The organism is Craurococcus roseus, from assembly GCF_039523795.1.
Lineage (GTDB): Bacteria > Pseudomonadota > Alphaproteobacteria > Acetobacterales > Acetobacteraceae > Craurococcus > Craurococcus roseus.
Map to the genome: position 1 here is coordinate 1 of NZ_BAAAFZ010000034.1, position 20,577 is coordinate 20,577.

Sequence of the window (20,577 nt, forward strand, 5' to 3'; positions counted from 1 at the left end):
GCCGACTCCGCCGCCGCGCCGAACCCCGCTGCGCGCTCCACGCCGGTCCGCGGCCCCGGGAGCGGCGGCGTCCGCGAGGCCTTCGTCGAAGCCCCGGAGCGCGGCCACGCCCGCGCGGACCCTGGGCCGGGCGCCATCCCCGTCCGCCAGCGGCCCCTCGCCCGGTTCGGGGGGCGCAACGCCGTCCGTCCCCGCCCCGGCTCGCGCATGCGCCCGCCGCGTGAGTCCATCGCCCGGCAGCCAGCCGACCAAGCCGCGTGTCCGGTTTGATGCGGGCCGCTCCAGCAGGTGCTGTCCTTGCGTTGAACCAGTTGGCAGGGATCGTCTCCTTCCCCTCGTTCCACACTACTTTGGCCTTGCTCTTCACGTACGCGCACCACGGCATCCGTTTGACTCTGCCCGCGTTCGCCGCGCTGAGCGGCGTCATGCTGTTCTCTGTTCCTTCGAAGGGCGGCCACCACTTGGCGGACATGCCGGGTGGGGCTGCGGTCGCGGTGGCGGCGGTGGTTCTGGTCCGCGTAGTTCGGCGCCTCCGGCGGACGCGGTCCGCTCTGGGCCCGGGCCCGCCGTCGCCCGTGTGAAGTTTCGGCGGCGCCGCTTCCGATAGTGGTGGATCGTCGTCCGCTGCCCCCGATGGGGCGTGCGGAACGAGGCCGCGAGCCGGCCGACACCAGCGCTGCGGCGGCTGGAGGTATGGCGATTCAAGAAGCCCAGCATCGGCCCGCCCCCAAGCGGCGCTTCAACGGCGCGCCGTGTAGCCGCGCAGCTCCTCGTATCGGCCGATCTGCTCCGGCGTCAGCGCGTCGCGCGTCGCAGGGTGGTAGCGGAGGTGCGCGGCGCGCAGCGAGCCGCGCGCCGCGCCGACCGCCGCGCTCGCCTCCATCACCGCGGCCGGGGTCGCCTGTGCCGTGGCGAAGAGCCGGTCCAGCGCGCCTCCGGCCTCGATCACCCCTTCCCCGAGCGGCCGCGCCTCGGCCCGCATCGCCTCGACCAAACCCTCCATGCGCCGGCGCTGCTCGGGCGAGAGCCGGAGCGGGTCGGCCAACTCCAGCACGTGCATCGGGCCGGGGTAGCGGTTCAGTTCGGCGGGGAGCGCGAGGCCCATCCCGCGCCCGGCGCGCAGGTCCGCGACCTCTTGCGGCGACAACGCTTCGACCCCGCGCGCCTCCATCCCGGCGTAAGGCTGCGCCACGCCCCCGCCGCCCGTGTGCGGCTCCGCCGGCGCGTGGCGCTGGCGGTGCTGCACGGTTTGCGGCTGCGGGTGCTGCCCGCCTTCGCCGTGGTGCGCCCCCGCCCAGCCGGCGGCGAGCGCGAGCGGCGCCCCGAGCGGTCCTCCTCCTGTCGCTCGCCCGGCGGACGCGGCCTATGCTGCCACGGGAGCGGAACGGAGGTGAGGGTGGCGGCAGGCGGCACGGGGCGTCGGCGCGTGTTCGGCGCGGCGGCAGCGGCGGTGGCTTTCCGGCCCGCGAGGCCGGCGGCGGCCCAGCAGGCGCAGCAGCCGCCCTGGCCCCGGCGGCCGGTGCGCGTCGTCATCCCCTACGCGCCCGGCGGCGGAGCCGACACGGTGGGGCGCATCCTGTTCGGCAAGCTGAGCGAGTTGCTGGACGCGAACTTCGTCATCGAGAACCGCGGCGGCGGCGCGGGCACCATCGGCGCGGCGGTCGCGGCCCAAGCGGCGCCGGACGGCCACACGGTGCTGCACGACGCGACGGCGCTCTCCGTCAACCCCGCGCTGTTCGAGGGGAGGCTGCCCTACGACGCCGCCCGCGCCTTCCGGCCCGTGTTCCTCGCCGGCAGGGTGCCGAATCTGCTCCTGGTCCACCCGGACGTGCCGGCGCGGAGCGTGGCCGAGGTGGTCGCGCTGGCGAAGGCCGCACCGGGCGGGCTCGACTTCGCCTCGTCGGGCAACGGCACGGTGCAACACATGGCGTTGGAGATGTTCGCGCGCGCGGCCGGGGTGCAACTGAACCACATCCCCTACCGCGGCGGCAGCCCGGCGCTGACCGACCTCATCGCCGGGCAGGTGCGGTTCTTCTTCTCCAACGCCTCCGCCTCCACCGGCCACGCCCGCGCCGGGCGGGTGCGGGCCGTGGCGCACACCGGCTCCAAGCCCATCGCCGCCTTCCCGGACCTGCCCGCCGTCTCGGACACCTTCCCGGGCTTCGAAGCTCACGAGTGGAACGGCGTCCTGGTGCCGGCCGGGACGCCCGAAGCCATCGTCCAACGGCTGAGCGAAGGGCTGAACGCCGCCATCCGCGACCCCGCGGTGGCCGAGCGGCTGGCCGGGCTCAACGTCGAGACCGCGCCCAACACCCCGGCCGAGTTCGCCGCCTTCCTCGCCGCCGAAACCGAGAAGTGGGGCCGGGTGGTGCGGCAATCCGGCATCAGGCCGGACTGAAACGGCCCGCTTGGCGGCCCTCCTTCCGATTCCGCATCATCAACGAGCCGGAAACCGCTATAAGGCAACGAAGTATCGGCCCGCCCGGGCCAGAGTCCGGAGATGACCCATGCTTCTCGAGATCACCCGCGCCGTCCGCATGAAGGCGGGCGCCGACGAGCGCACCGCCTTGGAAAAGGGCATCGCCGAGGCGCAGGCTTCCATGGCGGTGGCCCGCGGCTCCGAACACGCCGACCTGCGCGCGACGCTCAACGCCTTCATCGCCCAGTGCGAGAAGCGCATCGCGGAGATACGAGCGATTAAGGGGCGGTAAGCGGGCGCGCTGGACGAGGGACGCTTCAGCGGCCTTCGCGGTGGCGCAACCAAGGCCCAACGACCTGCCTGGCGAACAAGCCCGTTAAAAAGGACAGTGCAGCCGCCCACAGGAGCGCCCCCGGTAGCCGCGCCAGCCCATTTGGCGCCAGCAGAGCTTGGGCAACGGGGAAAACCAGCGCCGAACCGACGACCAATCCTCCGGCGCCGGCCAGGAACTCGCGCGCTGGACCGGTAGCTGTGGCCTCCACGGGCCACGGAACCCGGCTTCGTACCAGCAACGCGAAGCCGAGTAGGACGGCAAGCAGTGCGAGAGGCTGCTGGTCCAGAAAGCGTACCGCCTGGGCGGGCAAGAGCATGAGCAGGGCCGCTGGGCCGCTGGTAAATGCCGCGCTGGCAAGGCTAGCCAGCCCAAAGGCAAGCCAGGGATTGCCGGGTGAGCGCGCCACCCCGGCCGCCAAGCGACCCAGTGCCAAATGGAGCAGCAAAACATTCGTCGCCGCGACGAGCAGCGTGATGGAGAATGGCGCCAACGAGCCGAACGTTTGGTGCAACAGGGCCCAAGAGACAAGAACACCGGTGGCCTTGAAAAGTCCGAAGGCTGCGCCGAGCGGCACCCAATCTTCCCACTGTCGCGCGCAGATCCAGGCCAGGGCCGCCATCTTGCCCGCTTCAATGCCCGCTGCGTTGAGCAGCCCGCCGAGGAGGACCAAGATGAACGACGCCATTTGGGCGTGTTCCGGCCAAAGCAGCCTAGACAGCTCTCCAAGGCCGCGGAGGAGGAAACCAATCAGCGGAATGATGAGCCAGGACGCGGCCATCGCAGCCGCAGCAGCCACCCAAACACGACGCGGTGGAACGACAAAACGCATGATGGCCTGACCCGCGCCGCGTCGATCTAGAAGCCGACTGTCCCTCAAACCAAGCCAGAGCGCAATGAATCTCGGCTGAAGCGCCGGCGTTTCGTACCGACGTTAGATTGTGGCTCGGCGTGTTGAGGGGTAGGCATTCGCCAAACACCGGAGGGAAAACGCCATGCCGCAACGCCGTCACCTGCTCGCCGCCGCCGCATGCGCGGCTTCGGGCCTCGGCGCCGCGCTTCCCTCCGCCCGCGCGCAAGGCCAGCAGCGCTTCGCCTCCATCTACATGTTCGTCCCAGCCGCGCCCGGCGGCGGTTGGGACGGGCTCGGCCGCGCCATCGAGCAGGCGGCGCGCGGCGCCGGCCTGGTCGGCAACTTCCAGTTCGAAAACGTCGGCGGCGCCGGCGGCTCCGTCGGGCTGCCGCGCTTCGTGGCGCAGCGGCGCGGGCGGCCGGACAGCCTGATGGTGGCCGGCTCCGTCATGGTCGGCGCCACGCTGACCAACAAGACGCCGGTCGGCATCAAGGACGTGACGCCGATCGCCCGTCTGACGGAGGAGGCCAGCGCCGTGGTGGTGCCCGCCGCGTCCGACATCCGCGACATCAAGGGCTTCTTCGAGGCGCTGAAGGCCAACCCCGGCGCCATGTCGGTCGGCGGCGGCTCGGCCGGCGGGACGGATCACATCGCGCTCGGCCTGATGCTGAAGGCGCTCGGCCGTTCGGCGCGGGAAGGATCCTACGTGGCCTTCGCCGGCGGCGGCCCGGCGAACGCGGCGATCATGGGCGGCCAGGTCAAGGCCGGCATCTCCGGCCTCTCGGAGTTCGCGGAGCAGATCAAGGCCGGCCGGATGCGCGCCCTCGCCACCACCGGGGCGGAGCGGACTGACCCCAACATCCCGACGCTCAAGGAGAGCGGGATGGACGTCGCGCTCACCAACTGGCGCGGCGTGTTCGGCCCGCCCGGCCTTCGCCCCGACGCGCGCGAGGCATTGGTGCGGCTGATGGCGGAGGTCCACGCCCTGCCGGCCTGGAAGGAGACCCTGCGCACGCGCGACTGGACCGACGCCTTCCTCACCGGCCCGGAGCTGGACGCCTTCCTGGAGCGCGACCGGGCGCAGACGGAAACGGTGCTTAAGGAGATCGGGCTGGCGTGAACGGCCCCGGACCGGTGGCGCGCGCCCGCGCCGGCCTGCCCTGGCCGGACCTCGCCGCGGGGCTCTTCGTGCTGGCGCTCGGCGGCTTGGCCGTCTGGCAGGCGCTGGCGATCCCGGTTTCGCCGATCTACGCGCAGGTCGGGCCGAAGGCGGTGCCCTTTGTCGTGGCGGGCGGGCTGCTGCTGCTCGGCGCCGGGCTCGTGGCCCAAGCGCTGCGCGGCGGCTGGTCGCACGAACTGGAGGAGGTGCGGGACGCCCCGCCGGCCAACCGGCGCGCCTTCGCCCTGCTGCTGGCCGGCCTCGGGGCGAACCTGCTGCTGATCGTCCCCCTCGGCTTCTCCCTCGCCGCCACCGCGCAATACGTGCTGGTGGCCGCGGCCTTCGGGTCGCGGCGCTTCCTGCGCGACGCCGCGGTCGCCCTCGTGCTCACGCTCGCGGCTTGGTTCCTGTTCGTGGAGCTGCTCGGCGTGAACATCGGCGCGGGCGTGCTGGAAGGGCTGGTGCTCCGCGCGCTGGGGCGGGAGCCGCCGGCGTGACCGACCCCATCGCCGGCCTCGCGCTCGGCTTCGGCAACGCGCTGACCTTGGCCAACCTCGGCTGGGCGCTGCTCGGCTGCCTGCTCGGCACCGCGGTCGGCGTGCTGCCCGGCATCGGCCCGGCGCTCACCGTGGCGCTCCTGCTGCCCATCACCTTCAAGGTCGGCGCGACCGGCGCCTTCATCCTGTTCTGCGGCGTGTACTACGGCGCGATGTACGGCGGTTCCACCACCTCCATCCTGCTGAACACGCCGGGCGAGTCCGGCTCCATCATCACCGCGCTGGAAGGCGCCAAGATGGCGCGCAACGGCCGCGCGGGGCCGGCGCTCGCCACCGCCGCGATCGGCTCCTTCGTCGCCGGCACCGTCGGCACGCTCGGCATCAGCTTCCTCGGCCCGTTGGTGGTGGAGCTGGCGCTGCAACTCGGGCCGGCGGAGTACTTCTCCCTGATGGCGCTCTGCTTCGTCACCGTGTCTGCGGTGCTGGGCGGCTCGGCGCTGCGGGGCCTGGTCTCCCTCTTCTTCGGCCTGTTGCTGGGCCTGGTCGGCATCGACCTCCAGACCGGCCAGCCCCGCCTCACCTTCGGCGTCCCGGAGCTGCTGGACGGGGTCAACGTGGTGCTGGTGGCCGTCGCGCTCTTCGCCGTGGGCGAGACGCTGTACCTCGCGTGGCGCCACGTGGACGCGCCGCAGGAGGTGCGCCCGGTGGGCCGCGTTTCCATGAGCCGCGCCGACCTGCGGCGGAGCGCCGGGCCGTGGCTCCGCGGCTCCCTGCTGGGCTTCCCCTTCGGCGTCCTGCCGGCGGGCGGCACCGAGATGCCGACCATGCTGAGCTACTACGCCGAACGGCGCCTCGCCGGCCCGGAAGCGCGGGCCGAGTTCGGCAAGCAAGGCGCCATCGAGGGCGTCGCCGGCCCGGAAGCCGCCAACAACGCCGCCGCCGCCGGCGTGCTGGTGCCGATGCTCACCCTCGGCCTGCCGACGAGCGCCACCGCCGCCATCATGCTGAGCGCCTTCCAGAGCTACGGCATCAGCCCCGGCCCGCTCTTGTTCGAGCAGCAGGCGGCGCTGGTCTGGACGCTGATCGCCTCCCTCTACGTGGCCAACGTGTTGCTGGTCGCCCTCAACCTGCCGCTGGTCGGCCTCTGGGCGCGCATCCTCACCATACCCCGGCCGCTGCTCTACGCCGGCATCCTGGTCTTCGCCACCATCGGCACCTACGGCATCAGCAACTCGGTGACGGACCTCGTCCTGCTCTACGGCCTCGGGCTGGTGGCGATGGGGATGCGGCGCTTCGACTTCCCGACCGCGCCGGTGGTGATCGGCATGATCCTGGGGCCGATGGCGGAGCAGGCGATGCGCCAGGCGCTGACCATCAGCCAAGGCGATTGGAGCACCTTCGTCACCCGCCCGGTCTCGGCGGCGATCCTGGCGATGGCGGTGCTGGCCCTGGCCGGGCCGCGCCTCTACGCGGCGTTCCTGTCGCGGCGTGGCGGCGGCTGACCCGCCCGGCTCACCGCCGCGGCGGGAGGGCCGTGGACGGGTTCTGGATGCAATAGGCCCGCGTCTCCGCGCAGCCCGACATGCACCGCGACGAGTCCGGGCCGGAGCAGGCGCGGACGCAGGTCTGGTAATTCTGCTCGCAGCGTTGGATCGGCGTCATGCCGCCGCCGGTCTGGCCGCCCGTCTGGGCCAGGGCGAGGCCGGGCAGCAAGCCACCCAAAAAGGCAAAAGCGAGCAAGCGCATCCGAGTCAAAATCCGATCGAAGAGGAGCGCCATGATGCCACCGGAACGGCACCGCGTGGTTCACGATGGCATGAATCGACGACGCGATGCCGCTATTCCGCGGCAGCCGTCGCGGCGCGTGGCGGCGGCTTCCACGCCCCGCGCTCCGCCCGCGGCAGGCCGAGGTGGTCGCGCAAGGTCGGCCCGGAATACTCCTTCCGATGCAACCCCCGGCGCTGCAACTCCGGTACCACGTGGCGCACGAACTCCGCGTAGGTGCCGGGAACCGAGGTGGCGGAGATGACGAAGCCGTCGCACGCCCCGGTCGAGAACCACTCCTCCAGCTTGTCCGCCACCTCCTTCGGCCCGCCCACCATGTCCATGCGCGGCCGGCCGCGGCCGCTCGCCGTGATGAAATCGCGCACCGTCGGGTTGCGCTTGCCGCTCACCTGCACCACGCGGTCGCGCATGGCCTGGAGGCCCTGGATGCCGGCCAGTTCCTCGTCCGTGAACGGCTCGTCCATGCCCTTGGCCGCGAAGTCGAAATTCAGCGCCTCCGAAAGCAGGGACAGCGCGTCGATCTCCAGCGGCAGCCGCTCGATCAGCGCGGCGCGGTCCTCCGCTTCCGCCTTGGTCGCGGCCGGGATCGGGTTGCAGAGCGTGGCGACCTTCACCGCGTCCGGGTCGCGCCCCGCCTCCGCCACCATGCGCTTGAACTCGGCGTAGTCCCGCCGGCCCCCTTCCAGGTCGTGGTGCGCCACGAAGACCAACTCGGCCCAGCGCGCCGAGAAGCGCTTGCCCCGCCCGCTGGCCCCGGCCTGGATCAGCACCGGATGCCCCTGCGGCGAGCGCGGCACGGTGAACGGCCCGCGCGAGGACAGGAACCGCCCCTTGTAGTCGAGCCGGTGGACCTTGGAGCCGTCGCCGAAGCGCCCGCTCCGCTTGTCCACGACCAGGGCGTCGTCCTCCCAGGCGTCCCAATGGCCGAGCACCACCTCCACGAACTCGTCCGCCCGGTCGTAGCGCCGGTCGTGCTCCATCGCTTCGGCGTGGCCCATGTTGGCGGCTTCGCCGTCGTTGAGCGAGGTGACGACGTTCCACGCCGCCCGCCCGCCGCTCATGTGGTCGAGCGTCTGGAAGGCGCGGGCGACGTGGAAGGGCTCGTAGTAGGTGGTGGAGGCGGTGGAGCCGAGCCCGAGCCGCGAGGTGGCCGCCGCCATCATGGTCAGCACCACCACCGGGTCGAGCTTCACGCAGCGGATGCCGTGCTCGACCGTGTGGACGTGGTCGCCGCCGTAGCGGTCCGGCATGGACAAGCGGTCGTCGAAGAAGCCGAGGTCGAACTTACCGGCTTCCAGGACGCGGCCGATCTCCTGGTAGTAGTCGGCCGAGAGGAAATCCGTGCGGCTCTCCGGATGGCGCCAGGACGAGGCGAGGTTGGTGCAGTTCTGCGCCTGCAAGAAGCCCACGAGGTGCATCTGGCGCATGGCCGGCCGTTCCTCCACCACCACCCACGACGGCGGCGATGCTGGCGCCTCCGGGCGGGGCGCGTCAAACCGGCGGCGTCACGGCGGCCCCTCGCCCCGGCGGAGCAGCACCAACTCGGCGACCGCGAAGGCGAGGTCGCGGCGGTCCGCCGACAGGCCGATGTCGCGCGGGGAAACGGCGTCCGGGAAGCGGAAGCGCACCCGCAGCAGCCCGGAGCCCGCCCCTCCGGCGGCACAGGCCGGCGGCACGGCGACGCTCCGCCACGCCGGCGCGGCAGGCCCTTCCGCGCCGGCCAAAAGCCACTCGGCCGAGGCTTCGCCGCAAGCCTCCTCCCCGCGGGCGCCGCCGCCGCCGCGGACGGCGGACACGGTGACGCGCTGTTCCGGCCGCTGCGGCACCAAGAAGCCGGCCCCCTTCACCCAAAGGTCCAAGGCTTCGTCCAGCCAGGCGGCGGGAAGCGCGAAGCGCAGCGCGAGCGTCGCCTCCGCGCCGTCGTTCCAATGCCCGTGCGGCTCCGGGACGGACCAGCCCCGGAGCAGGGCGGCGCGGTCCCCGGCGGGCGCCGCCGAGCCGAAGCGCAGCGCAACGCCGGGCGCCGCGACGGGCAGCACCTCCTCGGCCCCGAACTCGCGCACCCCGGCGGGCACGGCGGCGCTGAGGCGCTTCCAACCGGGCGCGAAGACGCGGAGTCCGTCGGCCTCGGCGAGCAGGTCGGCCGCCGGGTCCATGGCGGACGCCGCCAGGAACACCGCCCAGGAACCGCCCAGGACGTAAAGGGTCCGCGGCTCGAACCGGCCTTCCAAGAAGGACCGCTCCCCCGCCATCCTGGTTCTTTCCAGCGCGGCTTGGTCCACCCGGGCGAGGTAGACCATGTCCGTCGGCAAGCCGTTGGCCGAGGCCCAGCGCCCGACGGCCTCCCAGCCCTCCGCCTTGTTGGCCGTGGGGAACGCGCGGACGCGGCCGTAGGAGCGCGCCGCCTCGTCCCAGAACGGGCCGCGCAGCGGTTGCCACACCCGGCCGGCCCCCGGCGGATCGAGCTTCGCGCGCAACGGCGGCCACCCGGCGCTCCCGTCCGCCACTTGCGCCACGACGGCCGCCCCCAGCAGCGCTGCGGCGGCGCGCCCGCCCCAGCGCCGCGCGACAAGGGCGACGCCGAGGACCGCGAGGGCGTAGAACACCGGCCAGAACATCCGCTCCGACGCCCGCAACGCGTTCGCCGCTTCCAGCGCCCGAGCGGGCAGCGGCAGGACCAGCCGCTCCGCGCCGCCGACCGCGACCCGGTGCGACAGCGCGAGGGCGGCCAACCCAGCCAAGGCGAGGAGCAACGGCGCGCGTTCCGGCCCCACCCGCAGCAGCCCCGGCCGCGACACCCAGGCCGCGAAGCCGGCGGCGAGCAGGCCCAGCAGCCCGAGGCCGAGGAAGTTGGACCCCGCCTCGCGCCCCGCGGCGTCCGGCAGGTCGGGCAGGAGGCGCGACCACTGCCCGTCCGGGTCCAGCGGCGCCAGGGCGTTCATCGCGTAAACGCCGAAGCCGCCCGGCGAAAGGCCGCCCCGGACCATGAAGAAGCCGGCCGCCCACAGGCACAGCGCCACGGCCCCCGGCGCAACCAGCGCCTCGGCCGCGAGCCGGGCGAAGGCGAACCGACGCCCGCCGCCGGCGCCCGCCGCCGCCGCCAAGGCCCGCCGCGCCAGGTCGGACGCCCAAAGCGCGGCGACCATCGCCAGCAGGTAGGCATGCACCAGCGCCGCCGCGCAAAGCAGGCCGCCCCAGGCGAACGGCCACCACCGCCGGCCGAGCGGCGGCGCCACGGCCAGCCAGAGGGCGAGGAGCACGAGCCAGTGCGCCGCCAAAGAATAGTGGCCGTGGAGCCGCCAAAGCAGAGGCGGCGCGAAGCACAGCAGCACCGCCCCGAGCAGGCGGGCCGCCGCGTTCCGGACGGCCAGCCCCATCAGCAGCCAGCCGGCGACGCCTTGCAGGACGAAGCACAGCAGCAGCCACCAGCCGAAGTACTGCTGCACCTCGACGAGGGGGCTCAAGGCTTTGAACAAGAGGGCGAAAAGGGGGATGGAGTCGGAGAAGAAGACAGAGGACGCGATCTCGATTCCGAAGGACGGGTTCGCGCCCGGCGGCAGCGTCCACGGCGACTCCCTGAAGAAAGACCAGCCCAACAGGTACTGGGCGGGATCGCCCTGCGTGAGCCAGCCGAGGTCGCCGGGGTCCAAAGGGCGGACGCCGCAAACGGCCGCGAAGGCGACGGCGCCGATCAAGCCGGCCAACACGGCGCCGAGCCGCCCCGCCGCCGCCGTGCGGCGCCCCCCGCCGCGCGCGGCGGGGATCATGCGGCGTCCGGGAGCGGCGTTCCGGAACGGCGGGCGCGAAACGCCGCGCGCGGAAGAGATGGTATCCTGTTCGCTGGAAGCGCCATGCGGTGAAATCGTCCCCTTCGCGCGCCGCCGCCCACGGCCGGCGGCGCGCTTTAGACCGCGACCGCCCCGAGTGGAAACGCCCCGGGCGCGGATCGCCGGGCGGACAAGCGCTCGACCCGCTGCCCGGCGCGGGAACGCCGCGCCGCGGCGGGGGGCACCCGTTCCGCGCTGCTAGGGCACAGATCGCGCTTGGCCGTCTCCGGTCGGGCGCGTGAAGACGCTCGTCGAAACCACAAGCCAGAGCGCTCTGGCCGAGTACGGTCAGCCGAAAGGCGCCCTAAGCCCGCAGCGCGAGCGCCATCGCGCGCCCCGCCTGCCGCGGCGCGGCCGGGCGGCGCCCGGCGGCGCCGTAGACCGGGTTCGCCGCGCGCACCAGGGCGGCGGCGGCGATGGTCTCGATCACGCGCGATTGCACGGAGATCGCGCGTTGCAGCAGGCGCTTGTTCTCGGCGCCGAGCCCTTCCAGCTTCTCCGCCATGGCGCGCGCCCCCTCCCGCTGCGCCGCGCCGTCCGGCCGGGCGCCGGTCTTGGTCGCGGCGGCGAAGGCGGCGGCGAAGGCGTCGGCCGCCCCCGCCTTGGCGCCGGCGAGGCCCGCCGCGCCCGGCAGGTCGAGCCGCGCCAGGGCCTCGTTCTCGGCGAGCAGCGCGTCGGCGAGGCGGGTGCCGGCGGCGAGCAGGGCGTCCATCATCATGTCGCGTCCTCCGGGTTCGTCGTCGTGGCGGGTTCGGCCGATTGCCGCCGCAGCATCTCGCGCAGCACCATGTCGCCGATGCCCAGGCCGTGCCCGGCCCGCGACGCGGCGCCGGCCACCGCGTCCACCAGCATCGTCCGCCACTGCCCTTCCGCCGCTCCGCCGCCGCCGAGCGGCTCCGCGCCGAGGCCGGCGAAGGCGGGCTGCAACAACTGCGACAAGGCTTGCGTTTCGAAGTTCCGCGCCGCCTCGCGCATCTTCGCGGGCGCCGCGGCGACCTGCGCCGGGGTGAGGGGGGCGTGGACCGGGGGCAGGGCGGCCATCAGCGCAGCTCCAGCTCGGCTTGCAGGGCACCGGCGGCCTTGATGGCCTGGAGGATGGAGATCAGGTCCCGCGGCCCCACGCCGAGCGCGTTCAGCCCGCGCACCAGCTCTTGCAAGGACACGCCGCCGCGCAGCACGCCCATGCGGCGCTCGGCCTGGTCGTCCACTTCGACGCTGGTGCGCGGCACCACCACGGTTTCGCCGTTGCCGAACGGGTTGGGCTGGCTGACCTGCGGCGTTTCGGTCACCCGGATGGTGAGGTTGCCCTGCGCGATGGCGACGGTGGAGACGCGCACGTTGGCGCCCATGACGATGGTGCCCGAAGCCTCCTCGATCACCACCCGCGCCGCCTGGTCCGGTTCCACGCGGAGCTGCTCCACTTCGGCCAGGAACGACACCGGCTCGCGGCCGGCGAGCGCCAGCACCACCGTTCGCGGATCGGTCGCGGTCGCCACCGGGGCCCCCGAAGCGCGGTTCACGGCGGCGGCCACCCGCCGCGCGGTGGTGAGGTCCGGGTTGCGGAGGGAAAGGCGCACCGTGCTCCGGCCGGCCAGCGCGTAGGGGATCTCCCGCTCCACGATGGCGCCGCTGGCCACGCGGGCGCTGGTGGGCACGCCGCGCTGCACGCTCCCCGCCGCGCCGCGCGCCGCCACCGCGCCGGTGGCGACCGCGCCCTGCGCCACGGCGTAGACCTCGCCGTCCGCGCCGAGCAGAGGCGTGACCAGCAGGGTGCCGCCCATCAGGTTGGTGGCGTCGCCGAGCGCCGAGACCGCGATGTCGATCCGGCTGCCCGGCCGGGCGAAGGGCGGGAGGTTCGCCGTCACCATCACCGCGGCGACGTTGCGCGTGTCCAGCCGCGCCTCGTTGTCGCGGGTGTTGACGCCGAGCCGCTCCAGCATCCCGACGAGGGACTGCCGCGTGAAGATGGCGGTCCGCAGCCGGTCGCCGGTGCCGGCCAGGCCGACCACCAGGCCGTAGCCCACGAGCTGGTTGTCCCGCACGCCCTCCACGTCCGCGATGTCCTTCAGCCGCACGGACTGCGCGGCGGCGGGCGGGGCCGCGGCGACGACCGCTGCGGCGAGCAGCGCCGCCAAGGCCAGGAAGGCGGTCTTCGCCTTTATGAAAGGTTTATCGGACACGTTGCGCTCCGTGCGGCGGTCGCAACGGACTGAGCAACCGCCGTGCCAGCCCCAGGGCCGGGTTCCGGCGCTGGCGGTGGCGCGGAAGCGGCAGGCTCTGCCGGGCACCCGGCGCGAACTGCCGGGCCGGGCGGAAAAAGGGCGGGGGGCCGTGTGACGATGCGGGGCGTGTCTGGCGTGTCGAAGGGCGGGGCGGCGGGGCCTGCCCGTGGCAACGGAGCGGCAAGGCGCTCCGCCGGCGGTTTCTCCGTTGGCGGACCCGGCGGCGCGGAGGCGCTCGGCGCCGCCGCGCCAGCGCCGGACGGCATCGGAGCGGCGGCGGCGGTCGGGCTCTCCCTGCTGGCGGCGCAGGAAGGCGGCGGGCGAGGGGCGGGGCGGGACGCGGCGGCCCGGCGACGCGTGGCTTCCATCCTCGACGAACTCAACGGCCTGCAAGCGGAGCTGCTGGGCAGGCGGGTCGACCCCGCCCGTTTGACTCGTCTCGCCGCCCTCGGGGAGGGCGAGGAGGGAACCGATGCGGGTTTGCGCGATGCCGTCCGCGCCGTCGCGCTGCGCGCCCGGATCGAGTTGGCCCGCCGGACGATGGACCCGAGCGCGAGTAGAACCGCGGCGGTTCGGTGAAAGCCACACCCCCTCAGCGATTTGGGTGTTTCTCCGCTTGGCGGCGGCCCGGCAAGGATTGTATATGTCCGCGCGTTGCGTAACGAATACACTCGGGGCCGTCCAACGATGCTCGTCACCTTGCCGCCGGACTACCGACCTTCGGATGACGAAGAGTTCATGAATCCCCGGCAGCAGGCCTACTTCCGGCAGAAGCTGCTGCAATGGAGGAAGGACTTGCTGCGCGAAGCCGAGGACACGCTGGCCAGCCTTTCGGCCGGCGGCATCTCAGAAGCCGACCTGACGGACCGCGCGAGCGTGGAAACCGACCGGGCGCTGGAACTCCGCACCCGTGACCGCGCCCGCAAGCTGGTCTCCAAGATAGACCAGGCGCTGGAGCGGCTCGGCAACGGCACCTACGGCTACTGCGAGGAGACGGGCGAGCCGATCGGCCTCCGCCGGCTGGAAGCGCGCCCCATCGCCACCCTGTCCATCGAGGCGCAAGAGCGCCACGAGCGGATGGAACGCGTCCACCGCGACGACTGAGGTTCCGGGGCGGAAACGGCTACGCTCGCCCCGCCAACGCCCGGCCCGCGCCTTTTGTCCGGAAAGCCCGCGGGACACCGGATAAGCGACCGTGCCGCCGGTCAAGCGGCGTTTGGCTGCCATGGGCGTCGATCCCCGAGGACGGGTTGGGGGCGGTCAGCGGCTTGCGGGCGGTGGCCGCCAGGGCGGCGGGCCTGGGCTTGCCGTCGGCGACCCGCCTGCCTGTCGCGGAAGACCTTGAGGTCGGGGTTGCGGCGGGCGCCCGGGCTCACCGGCGGGCCCGCTCGCCGCAGGAACAAGCGGCCATGCCCGCCGGCCACCGCGACCAGGGCCTTGGCTGCCCCGACCCCGGTAACAGCAGAGGCGCAAGGAATAAAGCAGCGGCGCGAAGCAGCCGGCCGGCCGCGTCCGAACCTACAAGGCCGGCTCCGGCCAGAACCACCAAACCAGCGCCGCCGCGACCGCCGCCCAGATGGCCACGATGAGCGCGGCGCCCGCGCGGCTGACCGGCCTCGCCTGGGCCGCGGCCGCGGTGGCCCTGTGCTCCGCCATCACCTCCGGCGGCACCAAGCGGATCGCCAGCAGGATCGCCGGCGGCAGCAGGATCACCTCGTCGAGGTAGCCGAGTACGGGGATGAAATCCGGGATCAGGTCGATGGGCGACAGCGCGTAGGCCGCGACCGCCAGCGCGAAGGCCCGCGCGTACCAAGGCGTCCGCGGGTCGCGGGCGGCGAGCCAAAGGGCATGGACGTCGCGCCGGGCCGCCCGTGCCCAATCCTTGATGCGCCGCCACACCGCCGGATCACCCCGCGGCCAGCTCTGGGATGACCCAGAGCGGCTTTTCGCCCCGCGCCACGCGCTGGCAGTTGTCGAAGGCGTTGCGGAAGCGCGCCGCTTGGTTGTCCCAGGTCGGCCCCGCGAAGTGCGGCGTCAGCACCACGTTGGGCAGGGAGAACAGCGGGTCGTCGGCCGGCGGCGGCTCCTCCTCGAACACGTCGAGCCCGGCGCCGGCGATCCGGCCGTCCGACAGCGCGGCGACGAGCGCCGCCTCATCCACCACCGGCCCGCGGCAGGTGTTGATGAGGTACGCGGTGGGCTTCATCAACGCCAAGTCCCCGGCGCCGATCATGCGGCGCGAGGCCGGCGTCAGCGGCACGTGGAGGGAGACGATGTCGGAGGCTCGCAGGACCTCGTTCAGCAACCGGAAGCGCACGCCCAACGCGTCCTCGGCGTCCTCCGACAGCCGCCGGAGGTCGTAGTACAGCACCGCCATCCCGAACGCCGCCGCCAGCCGCGCCACCTTCTTCCCGATGGCGCCCAACCCCACGATGCCGAGCGTCTTGCCCCGCAACTCGTAGAGCTTGGTCCCGGCCAGGTCGTTCCCGCGCCAGCGCCCGGCGGCGACGCTCTGGTGCTGCCACACCAGCCGGCGCGACACCGCCAGCATGAGCATCACCGCGTGCTCCGCGACCGCGGTGGAGTTGGCGCCGCCGTTGTTGCAGATCGGCACGCCCGCGCGCCGCGCCGCCTCGATGTCGCAGCGGTCGTAACCGGCGGACAGGAGCTGGTAGAGCTTGAGGTTCGGCGCCGCCCGGTACGCCGCGTCGTCCACCGCCGGGTCGCCGAAGCCCACCAGGCAATCCGCCCCGGCGAGCGCGGACAGGAACTCCGGCGTGCCGGCCTTGGCCAGGGCCAGCTCGCACCCGGCCGGCACCATCCCCAGCGCGACCTCCTCCGCGCTGAGCGCGCTCCTCATCACCACGATGCGGGCCGTCGCCGCCATGTCGTCCTGGTCCTCCCCGGTGCCGCCGGGGCGGAGCATAGGCCGACCGTGCCGCCGGTCGTCAAAAGGCCCGGCTCAGGCCCCCGAAGAAGCCGCGCCGCGCCCCGAATTGCGGCGCGCCGACGCCGATGCCGGTGCCGTCCCGCAACCGGTACTCGCGGTCGAAGAGGTTCAGGATGTCGAAGCGCAAGGTCCAGGTACCGCCGTCGGGCAGCACCAGGTCCTGCTGCACGCCGACGTTGAAGGTCGCGTAGGGCGTCACCTTCTCGGAGTTGGCGAAGCCCCGGCGGAGGCCGCTGCCGTAGAGCATGGAGCCCGAGAGCCGCCCGCCCTCCCAGGCGCGCCACACCGCGCCGGCGCTGCCGGTGACGAGCTGGTCGTGGTCCGTGCGGACGTACTTGCCCCGGATGTACTCCAGCTCCTCCGGCTCGAAACTGTACTGCGCCGAGCGGATGTCCTTCCCGACCGAGCGGCTGAGCGCGAGGTTGGCGTAGAGCAGCACCGGGTCCGTCCGGTAGGTCGTGGAGAACTCGACGCCGTAGACGTGGCCCTTGCGGTAGTTGATCGGCGTGAAGATCAGCGCGCCGCCGAACTGGCCGAAGTCGAGCAGGTCGCGCACGTTCTTGTAGTAGGCGTCCACGCCCACGGTCCAGGCCGGGGTGATCCGCTGCGTCACGCCCACGTCGAAGCGGTGCGCCCGCTCCGGCTTCGGCAGGCCGCTCTCCAGGGTGAAGGGCTCGTTGGTGGTGCCGACGAAGCGCTCCAGCACCGGGGTCGCGATCAGCTCCTGTTGCGCCGGGGTGAAGGTGCGCGCGTAGCCGGCGTGGAACGTCGTGGCGTCGGTCGGGCGCCACACGGCGTTGACCCGCGGCGAGACTTGTCCGTCGTTGGTGTACTGCTCGATCCGGTCGGCGCGCACGCCGAAGTTGACGGTGAAGCTGTCCGTCACCCGCCACTCGTCTTGCACGTAGAAGCCGTACTGGTAGCCCGTTCGGCCCTGCCGGTCGTCGAGGACGAAGGGCGGGTCCAGCGCCTCCCCGTCCTCGTCCACGCCGAACAGCCCCGTCTGCGCGCGGAAGCGGCTCCGCTCCGCGGAGACCAGGAAGCCGGCGCGCAAGGTGTGGGCGCGGGCGATCCGCCACGCCGCGTCCGTCTGCAAGCCACCGGCGAAGGAACCCCGCAGCACGTCGGAGGCGACGCCGTTGAACGCCAGCTCGTTCACCAGGTCGGGCACGTAGTGGATGGAGCTGTAGCGCACGAAGGGCGCGATCTGCACGTCGACGTCGGCGTTGATGGACTTCTGGAGCGCCACGGTGCCGTACCAGGTGCGCTCCCACTGCCGGCTGCGGAGGTTGGCGCTCTCGAACTCGGACTGGCCGAAGGTGGTGAAGGCGGACTGGACGCCGCCGGGGGCGGGGATCTGGAAGCGGTTCAGCGCCGTCCCCGCCACGACCGAGAGCCGCGTCGTCGGGTCGAGCTGCCGCGCGGCGTAGATCAGGCCCCGCAACTGCTCGGTCTCGTTGTTGGGGACGGTCCGGGCCGAGGTCGGGTTCTCCAGCCCCCGGTCGCTCCGGAGCCAGGTGCCGGTGGCGAAGAGGTCCCAGCCGCCCACCACGCCGGCGTAGGAGGCGAAGGGCTGGATGGTGCCGAAGCTGCCGCCGTAGATCCCGACCGCGCCGCCCGGGTCGAGCGCGCCGGTGCGCGTTTCCAGGTTGATCACGGCGTTGGTGCGGAAGCCGAACTGCGCCGGCAAGGCGCCGGTCAGCACGGACACGCTGCGGAGCGAGCGCGAGTCGAACACCTGCCCGAAGCCTTGCAGCCCTTCGGGGAGCTGCACGCCGTTGATGCGGTATTGCAGGTTGCGGTGCTCGCCGCGGACGTGGATGTCGCCGAAGCTGTCCTGAGCCACGCCGGGCGTTTGCAGCAGGATCTGGTTCAACGGCTGGTTCGCCCCGCCCGGCAGCGCCTCGATGGTGGAGCGGTCCACCTGGTACTCGCGCGCGCCGAACCGGGCGAGGATGCCCTGCCGCGCCGCCTCCGCCCGCCGCGCCTGCACGACGACCTCCGGCAAGGTCGCCTCCGGCACCGCCGGGACGGGTGCGTCGCCGCCGGGGCCGAGGCGGCGCTCCGCGGCGGAGCCCGGCGCGGTGGCGGTTTGCGCGTCCGCCGGCCAACACGTCAACAAGGCCGGCAAAGCGGCGAGCACGGACACAGCGGGGGCGGGACAAGCGCGTTTCATGTTTGAACGTTATAACATAACAAACACGCCGTCGAGACGCCGCGTCGGCCCCGGCTCAGAGGGCGAACAAACGCCCCCAGCGCCTCGCCATCGGCGTGGGATCGCCGCCTGCCGCGCGCACGGCGCCCCAGAGCGCCACCGCGACGCTGTCCAGAACCGGCAGGCCGAGTTCCGCTTCCAACTCCGGCGCGACGCGCCCGCCGCGGAAGTTGGTGCAGTGGACCACAACGGCGTCCGGCCGCGCCGCCGCGACCTCGCGGACCATGCGGCACACCGCCTCCTCGCCGTGTTCCGCGAAGGAGAAGTTGCCGGGGTCGCCCAGGTGGCGTTCGGCGGCGCATCCCAGGCCCGCTTCGGCCCAACGCTGGAGGATCGCCGCCTGCACCTCGCCGAGGTAGGGCGTCACCAGCCCGCAGCGCCGCGCGCCGAGGCGGCCGAGCGCGTCCATCAGGGCGAGCGTCGCCGTGGTGGCGGGGACACCGGTCCGCGCCGTGACGGCCGCGCAGAGCGCCCGGTCCACCTCCAGGCCGAGCCAGGCGCCCGAGGTGCCGTTCCAGCAGATCGCGTCCACCCGCGCGTCGGCCAGCAATTCCGCCGCCGCCACGACCGGCGCCGCGTCGAACTGCCCGCGCGAGCCGGCGCCGAGGTTTATCGCCACCACCCGGAAGCGGGAGAAGTGCGCGCTGGCGCCCGGCAGGTCGGCCAGCATCGCCGCCGTCAGCGGCTCCAGCACGGTGTTGGAGGACGGGGTCAGCATGCCGAGGCGCATGGGCCACACCCTGGCGACGGCGGCGCGGCGCGGTCAATCCCGCCGCGCCCCGGCGCGTTGCCGCCGCCGCGCGCCGGCCGCATCTTGCGTCCTTGAAGGAGACCACCGCCCATGGCCGCAGTGCCCGATGTCACCGCCCGGCAGGCCTGGGAGGCGTTGCGCGAGGACCCCAAGGCGGCGCTGGTGGACGTGCGCACCGACGCCGAATGGAACTTCGTCGGCCTGCCCGACCTCTCGGCCGCCGGCAAGCAGCCGGTGCTCATCCCCTGGCAGTTCTACCCGTCCATGCAGGTGAACGGCGCCTTCGCCGAGCACCTGCGCAAGGCCGGGCTGACGCCGCTGCACAAGCTCTACTTCATCTGCCGTTCCGGCGCCCGCAGCCTGGCGGCGTGCCAAGCGGCGCAGGTGTCCGGCTTCCCGCACGCCTTCAACCTGGGCGACGGCTTCGAAGGCCCGGTGGACGCCGAAGGCCACCGCGGCACGGTGGCCGGCTGGAAGGCCGAGGGCCTGCCGTGGCGCCAACGCTGAGGGAGGAGAAGATGGCCGACGCGACGACCCCGCTGCCGCTGCGGAGCGAGTTCCTGTTCCGCATGTCGCTCTCCACCGGCGCGCCACAGACCGTGGGCACGGCGCGGAACGGAGAACTCCGCATCGTCCCCGTCACCGGCGGGACGGTGGAAGGGCCGAAGCTGCGCGGCGAGGTGCTGCCCGGCACCGCCGCCGACTGGCTCCGCGTGGACCCGGACGGCACCGCGCATATGGACGTGCGGCTGACGGTGCGGACGGGGGAGGGGCACCACGTCTACGTCCACTACACCGGCATCCGCGCTGGCCCGTCCGACGCGCTGGCGCGGCTGGGCAGGGGCGAGACGGTGCCGCCGGAGGATTATTACTTCCGCACCGCCGTGCGCTTCGAAACGGGCGCGGCGGAGCTGGACTGGATGAACAAGGTGATCGCGGTCGGCGTGGGTCAGCGGCCGCCTTCGGGACCGGTTTATGACGTGTACTCGGTGCGTTAGGGGATTGGTGGCATGAAACCTAATGCTCTCCCCCTCTCCTTACGGATGGCCGCGAGGCGGGAACTGACGCAGAGGAGGGCGCGGCCACTATAATGGCGCGACAGAAGCGCATGACGGCGGATGCTGCGGTCCTGCTACTGGCGGCTTCCGACTTGGAATACTTTGTTTAGAAAACGATTGGCTTCTTTGGGGGCGTAGGGAGGGCGGTTGCGGCACTCGGCGTGACCGGCGCTGCCGCATGGAGTTGGGGCAAGAACGGCCTGCCGGTCGAGGCAGCAGTCACGATCGCGGAGAAGACAAACATCCCTACGAGGCTGCGCTGAAGTGGGCGCGGCCACGGGAGAGCCTGTCCGTTGAAGCGGCCGTCAGACTCGCCGAAAAGATGGGCCTCACGTACGAAACGACGTTGAAGTGGGCAGAGCGCAAGTACGGCACCGGCCGGACGCGCCGACCGCGCACCGGCGCAAAGAAGCCGCGGCAGGGCGGGAAAGTGCCGTGAAGCCCGGTGCGCCTCCCGCGCAGGAAGTAACCGAACTCGGCAACGACCCGGGCAATGCTGCCCGCCGCGTC

22 protein-coding genes and 1 pseudogene are annotated in these 20,577 nt (G+C 72.9%); 10 read left to right on the forward strand and 13 right to left on the reverse strand.

The window, feature by feature from the left end:
• Positions 1-269: 269 nt before the first annotated feature.
• On the forward strand, positions 270-581 hold the full coding sequence (locus ABD067_RS26415; protein ID WP_408871550.1) for a phosphatase PAP2 family protein: 312 nt from the start codon (positions 270-272) through the stop codon (positions 579-581).
• Positions 582-739: 158 nt separating this feature from the next.
• Here the strand turns inward: ABD067_RS26415 and ABD067_RS12600 are convergent, their stop codons facing one another.
• Positions 740-1,246: a Spy/CpxP family protein refolding chaperone gene (locus tag ABD067_RS12600; RefSeq protein ID WP_343895654.1), complete on the reverse strand. Its 507-nt coding sequence runs from the start codon at positions 1,244-1,246 to the stop codon at positions 740-742.
• 144 nt (positions 1,247-1,390) lie between these two features.
• Here ABD067_RS12600 and ABD067_RS12605 point away from each other — a divergent pair, with 144 nt between their 5' ends.
• Together ABD067_RS12605 and ABD067_RS12610 are read left to right on the forward strand one after the other, a co-directional pair.
• Positions 1,391-2,398: a tripartite tricarboxylate transporter substrate-binding protein gene (locus ABD067_RS12605; RefSeq protein WP_343895655.1), complete on the forward strand. Its 1,008-nt coding sequence runs from the start codon at positions 1,391-1,393 to the stop codon at positions 2,396-2,398.
• A 109-nt stretch (positions 2,399-2,507) separates the two neighbouring features.
• Positions 2,508-2,711: a hypothetical protein gene (locus ABD067_RS12610; RefSeq protein WP_343895656.1), complete on the forward strand. Its 204-nt coding sequence runs from the start codon at positions 2,508-2,510 to the stop codon at positions 2,709-2,711.
• A gap of 25 nt (positions 2,712-2,736) precedes the next feature.
• On the opposite strand, the gene ABD067_RS12615 is transcribed toward ABD067_RS12610, so the two are convergent.
• Positions 2,737-3,438 carry a hypothetical protein gene (locus ABD067_RS12615; RefSeq protein WP_343895657.1) on the reverse strand — a complete coding sequence of 234 codons (702 nt, stop codon included), beginning with the start codon at positions 3,436-3,438 and terminating at the stop codon, positions 2,737-2,739.
• A 307-nt stretch (positions 3,439-3,745) separates the two neighbouring features.
• Between ABD067_RS12615 and ABD067_RS12620 the strand changes: the two genes are divergently transcribed.
• The 3 genes from ABD067_RS12620 to ABD067_RS12630 are packed head-to-tail and all read left to right on the forward strand — an operon-like array spanning position 3,746 to position 6,761.
• Complete coding sequence (locus ABD067_RS12620) at positions 3,746-4,723, forward strand: tripartite tricarboxylate transporter substrate binding protein (RefSeq protein WP_343895658.1); 978 nt, start codon at positions 3,746-3,748, stop codon at positions 4,721-4,723.
• A complete protein-coding gene (locus tag ABD067_RS12625) occupies positions 4,720-5,259 on the forward strand; it encodes a tripartite tricarboxylate transporter TctB family protein (RefSeq protein WP_343895659.1) in 540 nt (179 codons plus the stop codon). The genes ABD067_RS12620 and ABD067_RS12625 overlap by 4 nt, the downstream gene beginning before the upstream one ends.
• A complete protein-coding gene (locus ABD067_RS12630) occupies positions 5,256-6,761 on the forward strand; it encodes a tripartite tricarboxylate transporter permease (protein ID WP_343895660.1) in 1,506 nt (501 codons plus the stop codon). Before ABD067_RS12625 ends, ABD067_RS12630 begins: the two co-directional genes overlap by 4 nt.
• A gap of 10 nt (positions 6,762-6,771) precedes the next feature.
• Here the strand turns inward: ABD067_RS12630 and ABD067_RS12635 are convergent, their stop codons facing one another.
• The 6 genes from ABD067_RS12635 to ABD067_RS12660 all read right to left on the reverse strand — a co-directional run bounded on the left by ABD067_RS12635 (position 6,772) and on the right by ABD067_RS12660 (position 13,051).
• Complete coding sequence (locus ABD067_RS12635) at positions 6,772-7,005, reverse strand: hypothetical protein (protein ID WP_343895661.1); 234 nt, start codon at positions 7,003-7,005, stop codon at positions 6,772-6,774.
• A 92-nt stretch (positions 7,006-7,097) separates the two neighbouring features.
• On the reverse strand, positions 7,098-8,471 hold the full coding sequence (locus ABD067_RS12640; RefSeq protein WP_343895662.1) for an LLM class flavin-dependent oxidoreductase: 1,374 nt from the start codon (positions 8,469-8,471) through the stop codon (positions 7,098-7,100).
• Positions 8,472-8,549: 78 nt separating this feature from the next.
• Positions 8,550-10,811, reverse strand: a complete 2,262-nt coding sequence (locus ABD067_RS12645; protein ID WP_343895663.1) for a DUF6311 domain-containing protein — start codon at positions 10,809-10,811, stop codon at positions 8,550-8,552.
• Between the two features lie 364 nt (positions 10,812-11,175).
• A complete protein-coding gene (locus tag ABD067_RS12650) occupies positions 11,176-11,589 on the reverse strand; it encodes a hypothetical protein (protein WP_343895664.1) in 414 nt (137 codons plus the stop codon).
• Positions 11,586-11,912 carry a rod-binding protein gene (locus ABD067_RS12655; RefSeq protein ID WP_343895665.1) on the reverse strand — a complete coding sequence of 109 codons (327 nt, stop codon included), beginning with the start codon at positions 11,910-11,912 and terminating at the stop codon, positions 11,586-11,588. The genes ABD067_RS12650 and ABD067_RS12655 overlap by 4 nt, the downstream gene beginning before the upstream one ends.
• Positions 11,912-13,051, reverse strand: coding sequence for a flagellar basal body P-ring protein FlgI (locus ABD067_RS12660; protein ID WP_408871547.1), 1,140 nt, complete (start codon positions 13,049-13,051; stop codon positions 11,912-11,914). The genes ABD067_RS12655 and ABD067_RS12660 overlap by 1 nt, the downstream gene beginning before the upstream one ends.
• Positions 13,052-13,210: 159 nt before the next feature.
• Here ABD067_RS12660 and ABD067_RS12665 point away from each other — a divergent pair, with 159 nt between their 5' ends.
• Together ABD067_RS12665 and dksA are read left to right on the forward strand one after the other, a co-directional pair.
• Complete coding sequence (locus ABD067_RS12665) at positions 13,211-13,672, forward strand: flagellar assembly protein FliX (protein ID WP_343895666.1); 462 nt, start codon at positions 13,211-13,213, stop codon at positions 13,670-13,672.
• 108 nt (positions 13,673-13,780) lie between these two features.
• A complete protein-coding gene (gene dksA, locus ABD067_RS12670; RefSeq protein WP_343895667.1) occupies positions 13,781-14,197 on the forward strand; it encodes an RNA polymerase-binding protein DksA in 417 nt (138 codons plus the stop codon).
• A gap of 414 nt (positions 14,198-14,611) precedes the next feature.
• On the opposite strand, the pseudogene ABD067_RS12675 reads toward dksA, so the two are convergent.
• The 4 genes and pseudogenes from ABD067_RS12675 to ABD067_RS12690 all read right to left on the reverse strand — a co-directional run.
• Positions 14,612-14,983: pseudogene (locus ABD067_RS12675) on the reverse strand (YkvA family protein); the annotation flags it as partial.
• Positions 14,984-14,999: 16 nt separating this feature from the next.
• Entirely contained in the window at positions 15,000-16,019 is a 1,020-nt protein-coding gene (locus tag ABD067_RS12680; protein WP_343895668.1) for a 2-hydroxyacid dehydrogenase, read from the reverse strand.
• Between the two features lie 22 nt (positions 16,020-16,041).
• On the reverse strand, positions 16,042-18,051 hold the full coding sequence (locus ABD067_RS12685; protein ID WP_343895669.1) for a TonB-dependent receptor: 2,010 nt from the start codon (positions 18,049-18,051) through the stop codon (positions 16,042-16,044).
• A gap of 223 nt (positions 18,052-18,274) precedes the next feature.
• Positions 18,275-18,988 carry a maleate cis-trans isomerase family protein gene (locus ABD067_RS12690; RefSeq protein WP_343895670.1) on the reverse strand — a complete coding sequence of 238 codons (714 nt, stop codon included), beginning with the start codon at positions 18,986-18,988 and terminating at the stop codon, positions 18,275-18,277.
• Positions 18,989-19,099: 111 nt separating this feature from the next.
• Here ABD067_RS12690 and ABD067_RS12695 point away from each other — a divergent pair, with 111 nt between their 5' ends.
• Both ABD067_RS12695 and ABD067_RS12700 read left to right on the forward strand, forming a co-directional pair.
• Positions 19,100-19,516, forward strand: a complete 417-nt coding sequence (locus ABD067_RS12695) for a rhodanese-like domain-containing protein (protein ID WP_343895671.1) — start codon at positions 19,100-19,102, stop codon at positions 19,514-19,516.
• A gap of 11 nt (positions 19,517-19,527) precedes the next feature.
• The gene (locus tag ABD067_RS12700; RefSeq protein ID WP_343895672.1) at positions 19,528-20,007 is read left to right on the forward strand and encodes a DUF3237 domain-containing protein; all 480 of its coding nucleotides are present in this window, start codon (positions 19,528-19,530) and stop codon (positions 20,005-20,007) included.
• Between the two features lie 306 nt (positions 20,008-20,313).
• Here the strand turns inward: ABD067_RS12700 and ABD067_RS12705 are convergent.
• Positions 20,314-20,577 (reverse strand): hypothetical protein (locus ABD067_RS12705; protein WP_343895673.1); only part of this gene is annotated, 264 nt, incomplete at its 5' end.

Bases quoted from the DNA above. Each gene is read 5' to 3' on its own strand.
- ABD067_RS26415 (WP_408871550.1), top strand. From the start codon at position 270: ATGCGGGCCGCTCCAGCAGGTGCTGTCCTTGCGTTGAACCAGTTGGCA.
- ABD067_RS12610 (WP_343895656.1), top strand. From the start codon at position 2,508: ATGCTTCTCGAGATCACCCGCGCCGTCCGCATGAAGGCGGGCGCCGAC.
- ABD067_RS12615 (WP_343895657.1), bottom strand. From the start codon at position 3,438: ATGGCGTCGTTCATCTTGGTCCTCCTCGGCGGGCTGCTCAACGCAGCG.
- ABD067_RS12620 (WP_343895658.1), top strand. From the start codon at position 3,746: ATGCCGCAACGCCGTCACCTGCTCGCCGCCGCCGCATGCGCGGCTTCG.
- ABD067_RS12635 (WP_343895661.1), bottom strand. From the start codon at position 7,005: ATGCGCTTGCTCGCTTTTGCCTTTTTGGGTGGCTTGCTGCCCGGCCTC.
- ABD067_RS12640 (WP_343895662.1), bottom strand. From the start codon at position 8,471: ATGCGCCAGATGCACCTCGTGGGCTTCTTGCAGGCGCAGAACTGCACC.
- ABD067_RS12645 (WP_343895663.1), bottom strand. From the start codon at position 10,811: ATGATCCCCGCCGCGCGCGGCGGGGGGCGCCGCACGGCGGCGGCGGGG.
- ABD067_RS12650 (WP_343895664.1), bottom strand. From the start codon at position 11,589: ATGATGATGGACGCCCTGCTCGCCGCCGGCACCCGCCTCGCCGACGCG.
- ABD067_RS12655 (WP_343895665.1), bottom strand. From the start codon at position 11,912: ATGGCCGCCCTGCCCCCGGTCCACGCCCCCCTCACCCCGGCGCAGGTC.
- ABD067_RS12665 (WP_343895666.1), top strand. From the start codon at position 13,211: ATGCGGGGCGTGTCTGGCGTGTCGAAGGGCGGGGCGGCGGGGCCTGCC.
- dksA (WP_343895667.1), top strand. From the start codon at position 13,781: ATGCTCGTCACCTTGCCGCCGGACTACCGACCTTCGGATGACGAAGAG.
- ABD067_RS12680 (WP_343895668.1), bottom strand. From the start codon at position 16,019: ATGCTCCGCCCCGGCGGCACCGGGGAGGACCAGGACGACATGGCGGCG.
- ABD067_RS12690 (WP_343895670.1), bottom strand. From the start codon at position 18,988: ATGCGCCTCGGCATGCTGACCCCGTCCTCCAACACCGTGCTGGAGCCG.
- ABD067_RS12695 (WP_343895671.1), top strand. From the start codon at position 19,100: ATGGCCGCAGTGCCCGATGTCACCGCCCGGCAGGCCTGGGAGGCGTTG.
- ABD067_RS12700 (WP_343895672.1), top strand. From the start codon at position 19,528: ATGGCCGACGCGACGACCCCGCTGCCGCTGCGGAGCGAGTTCCTGTTC.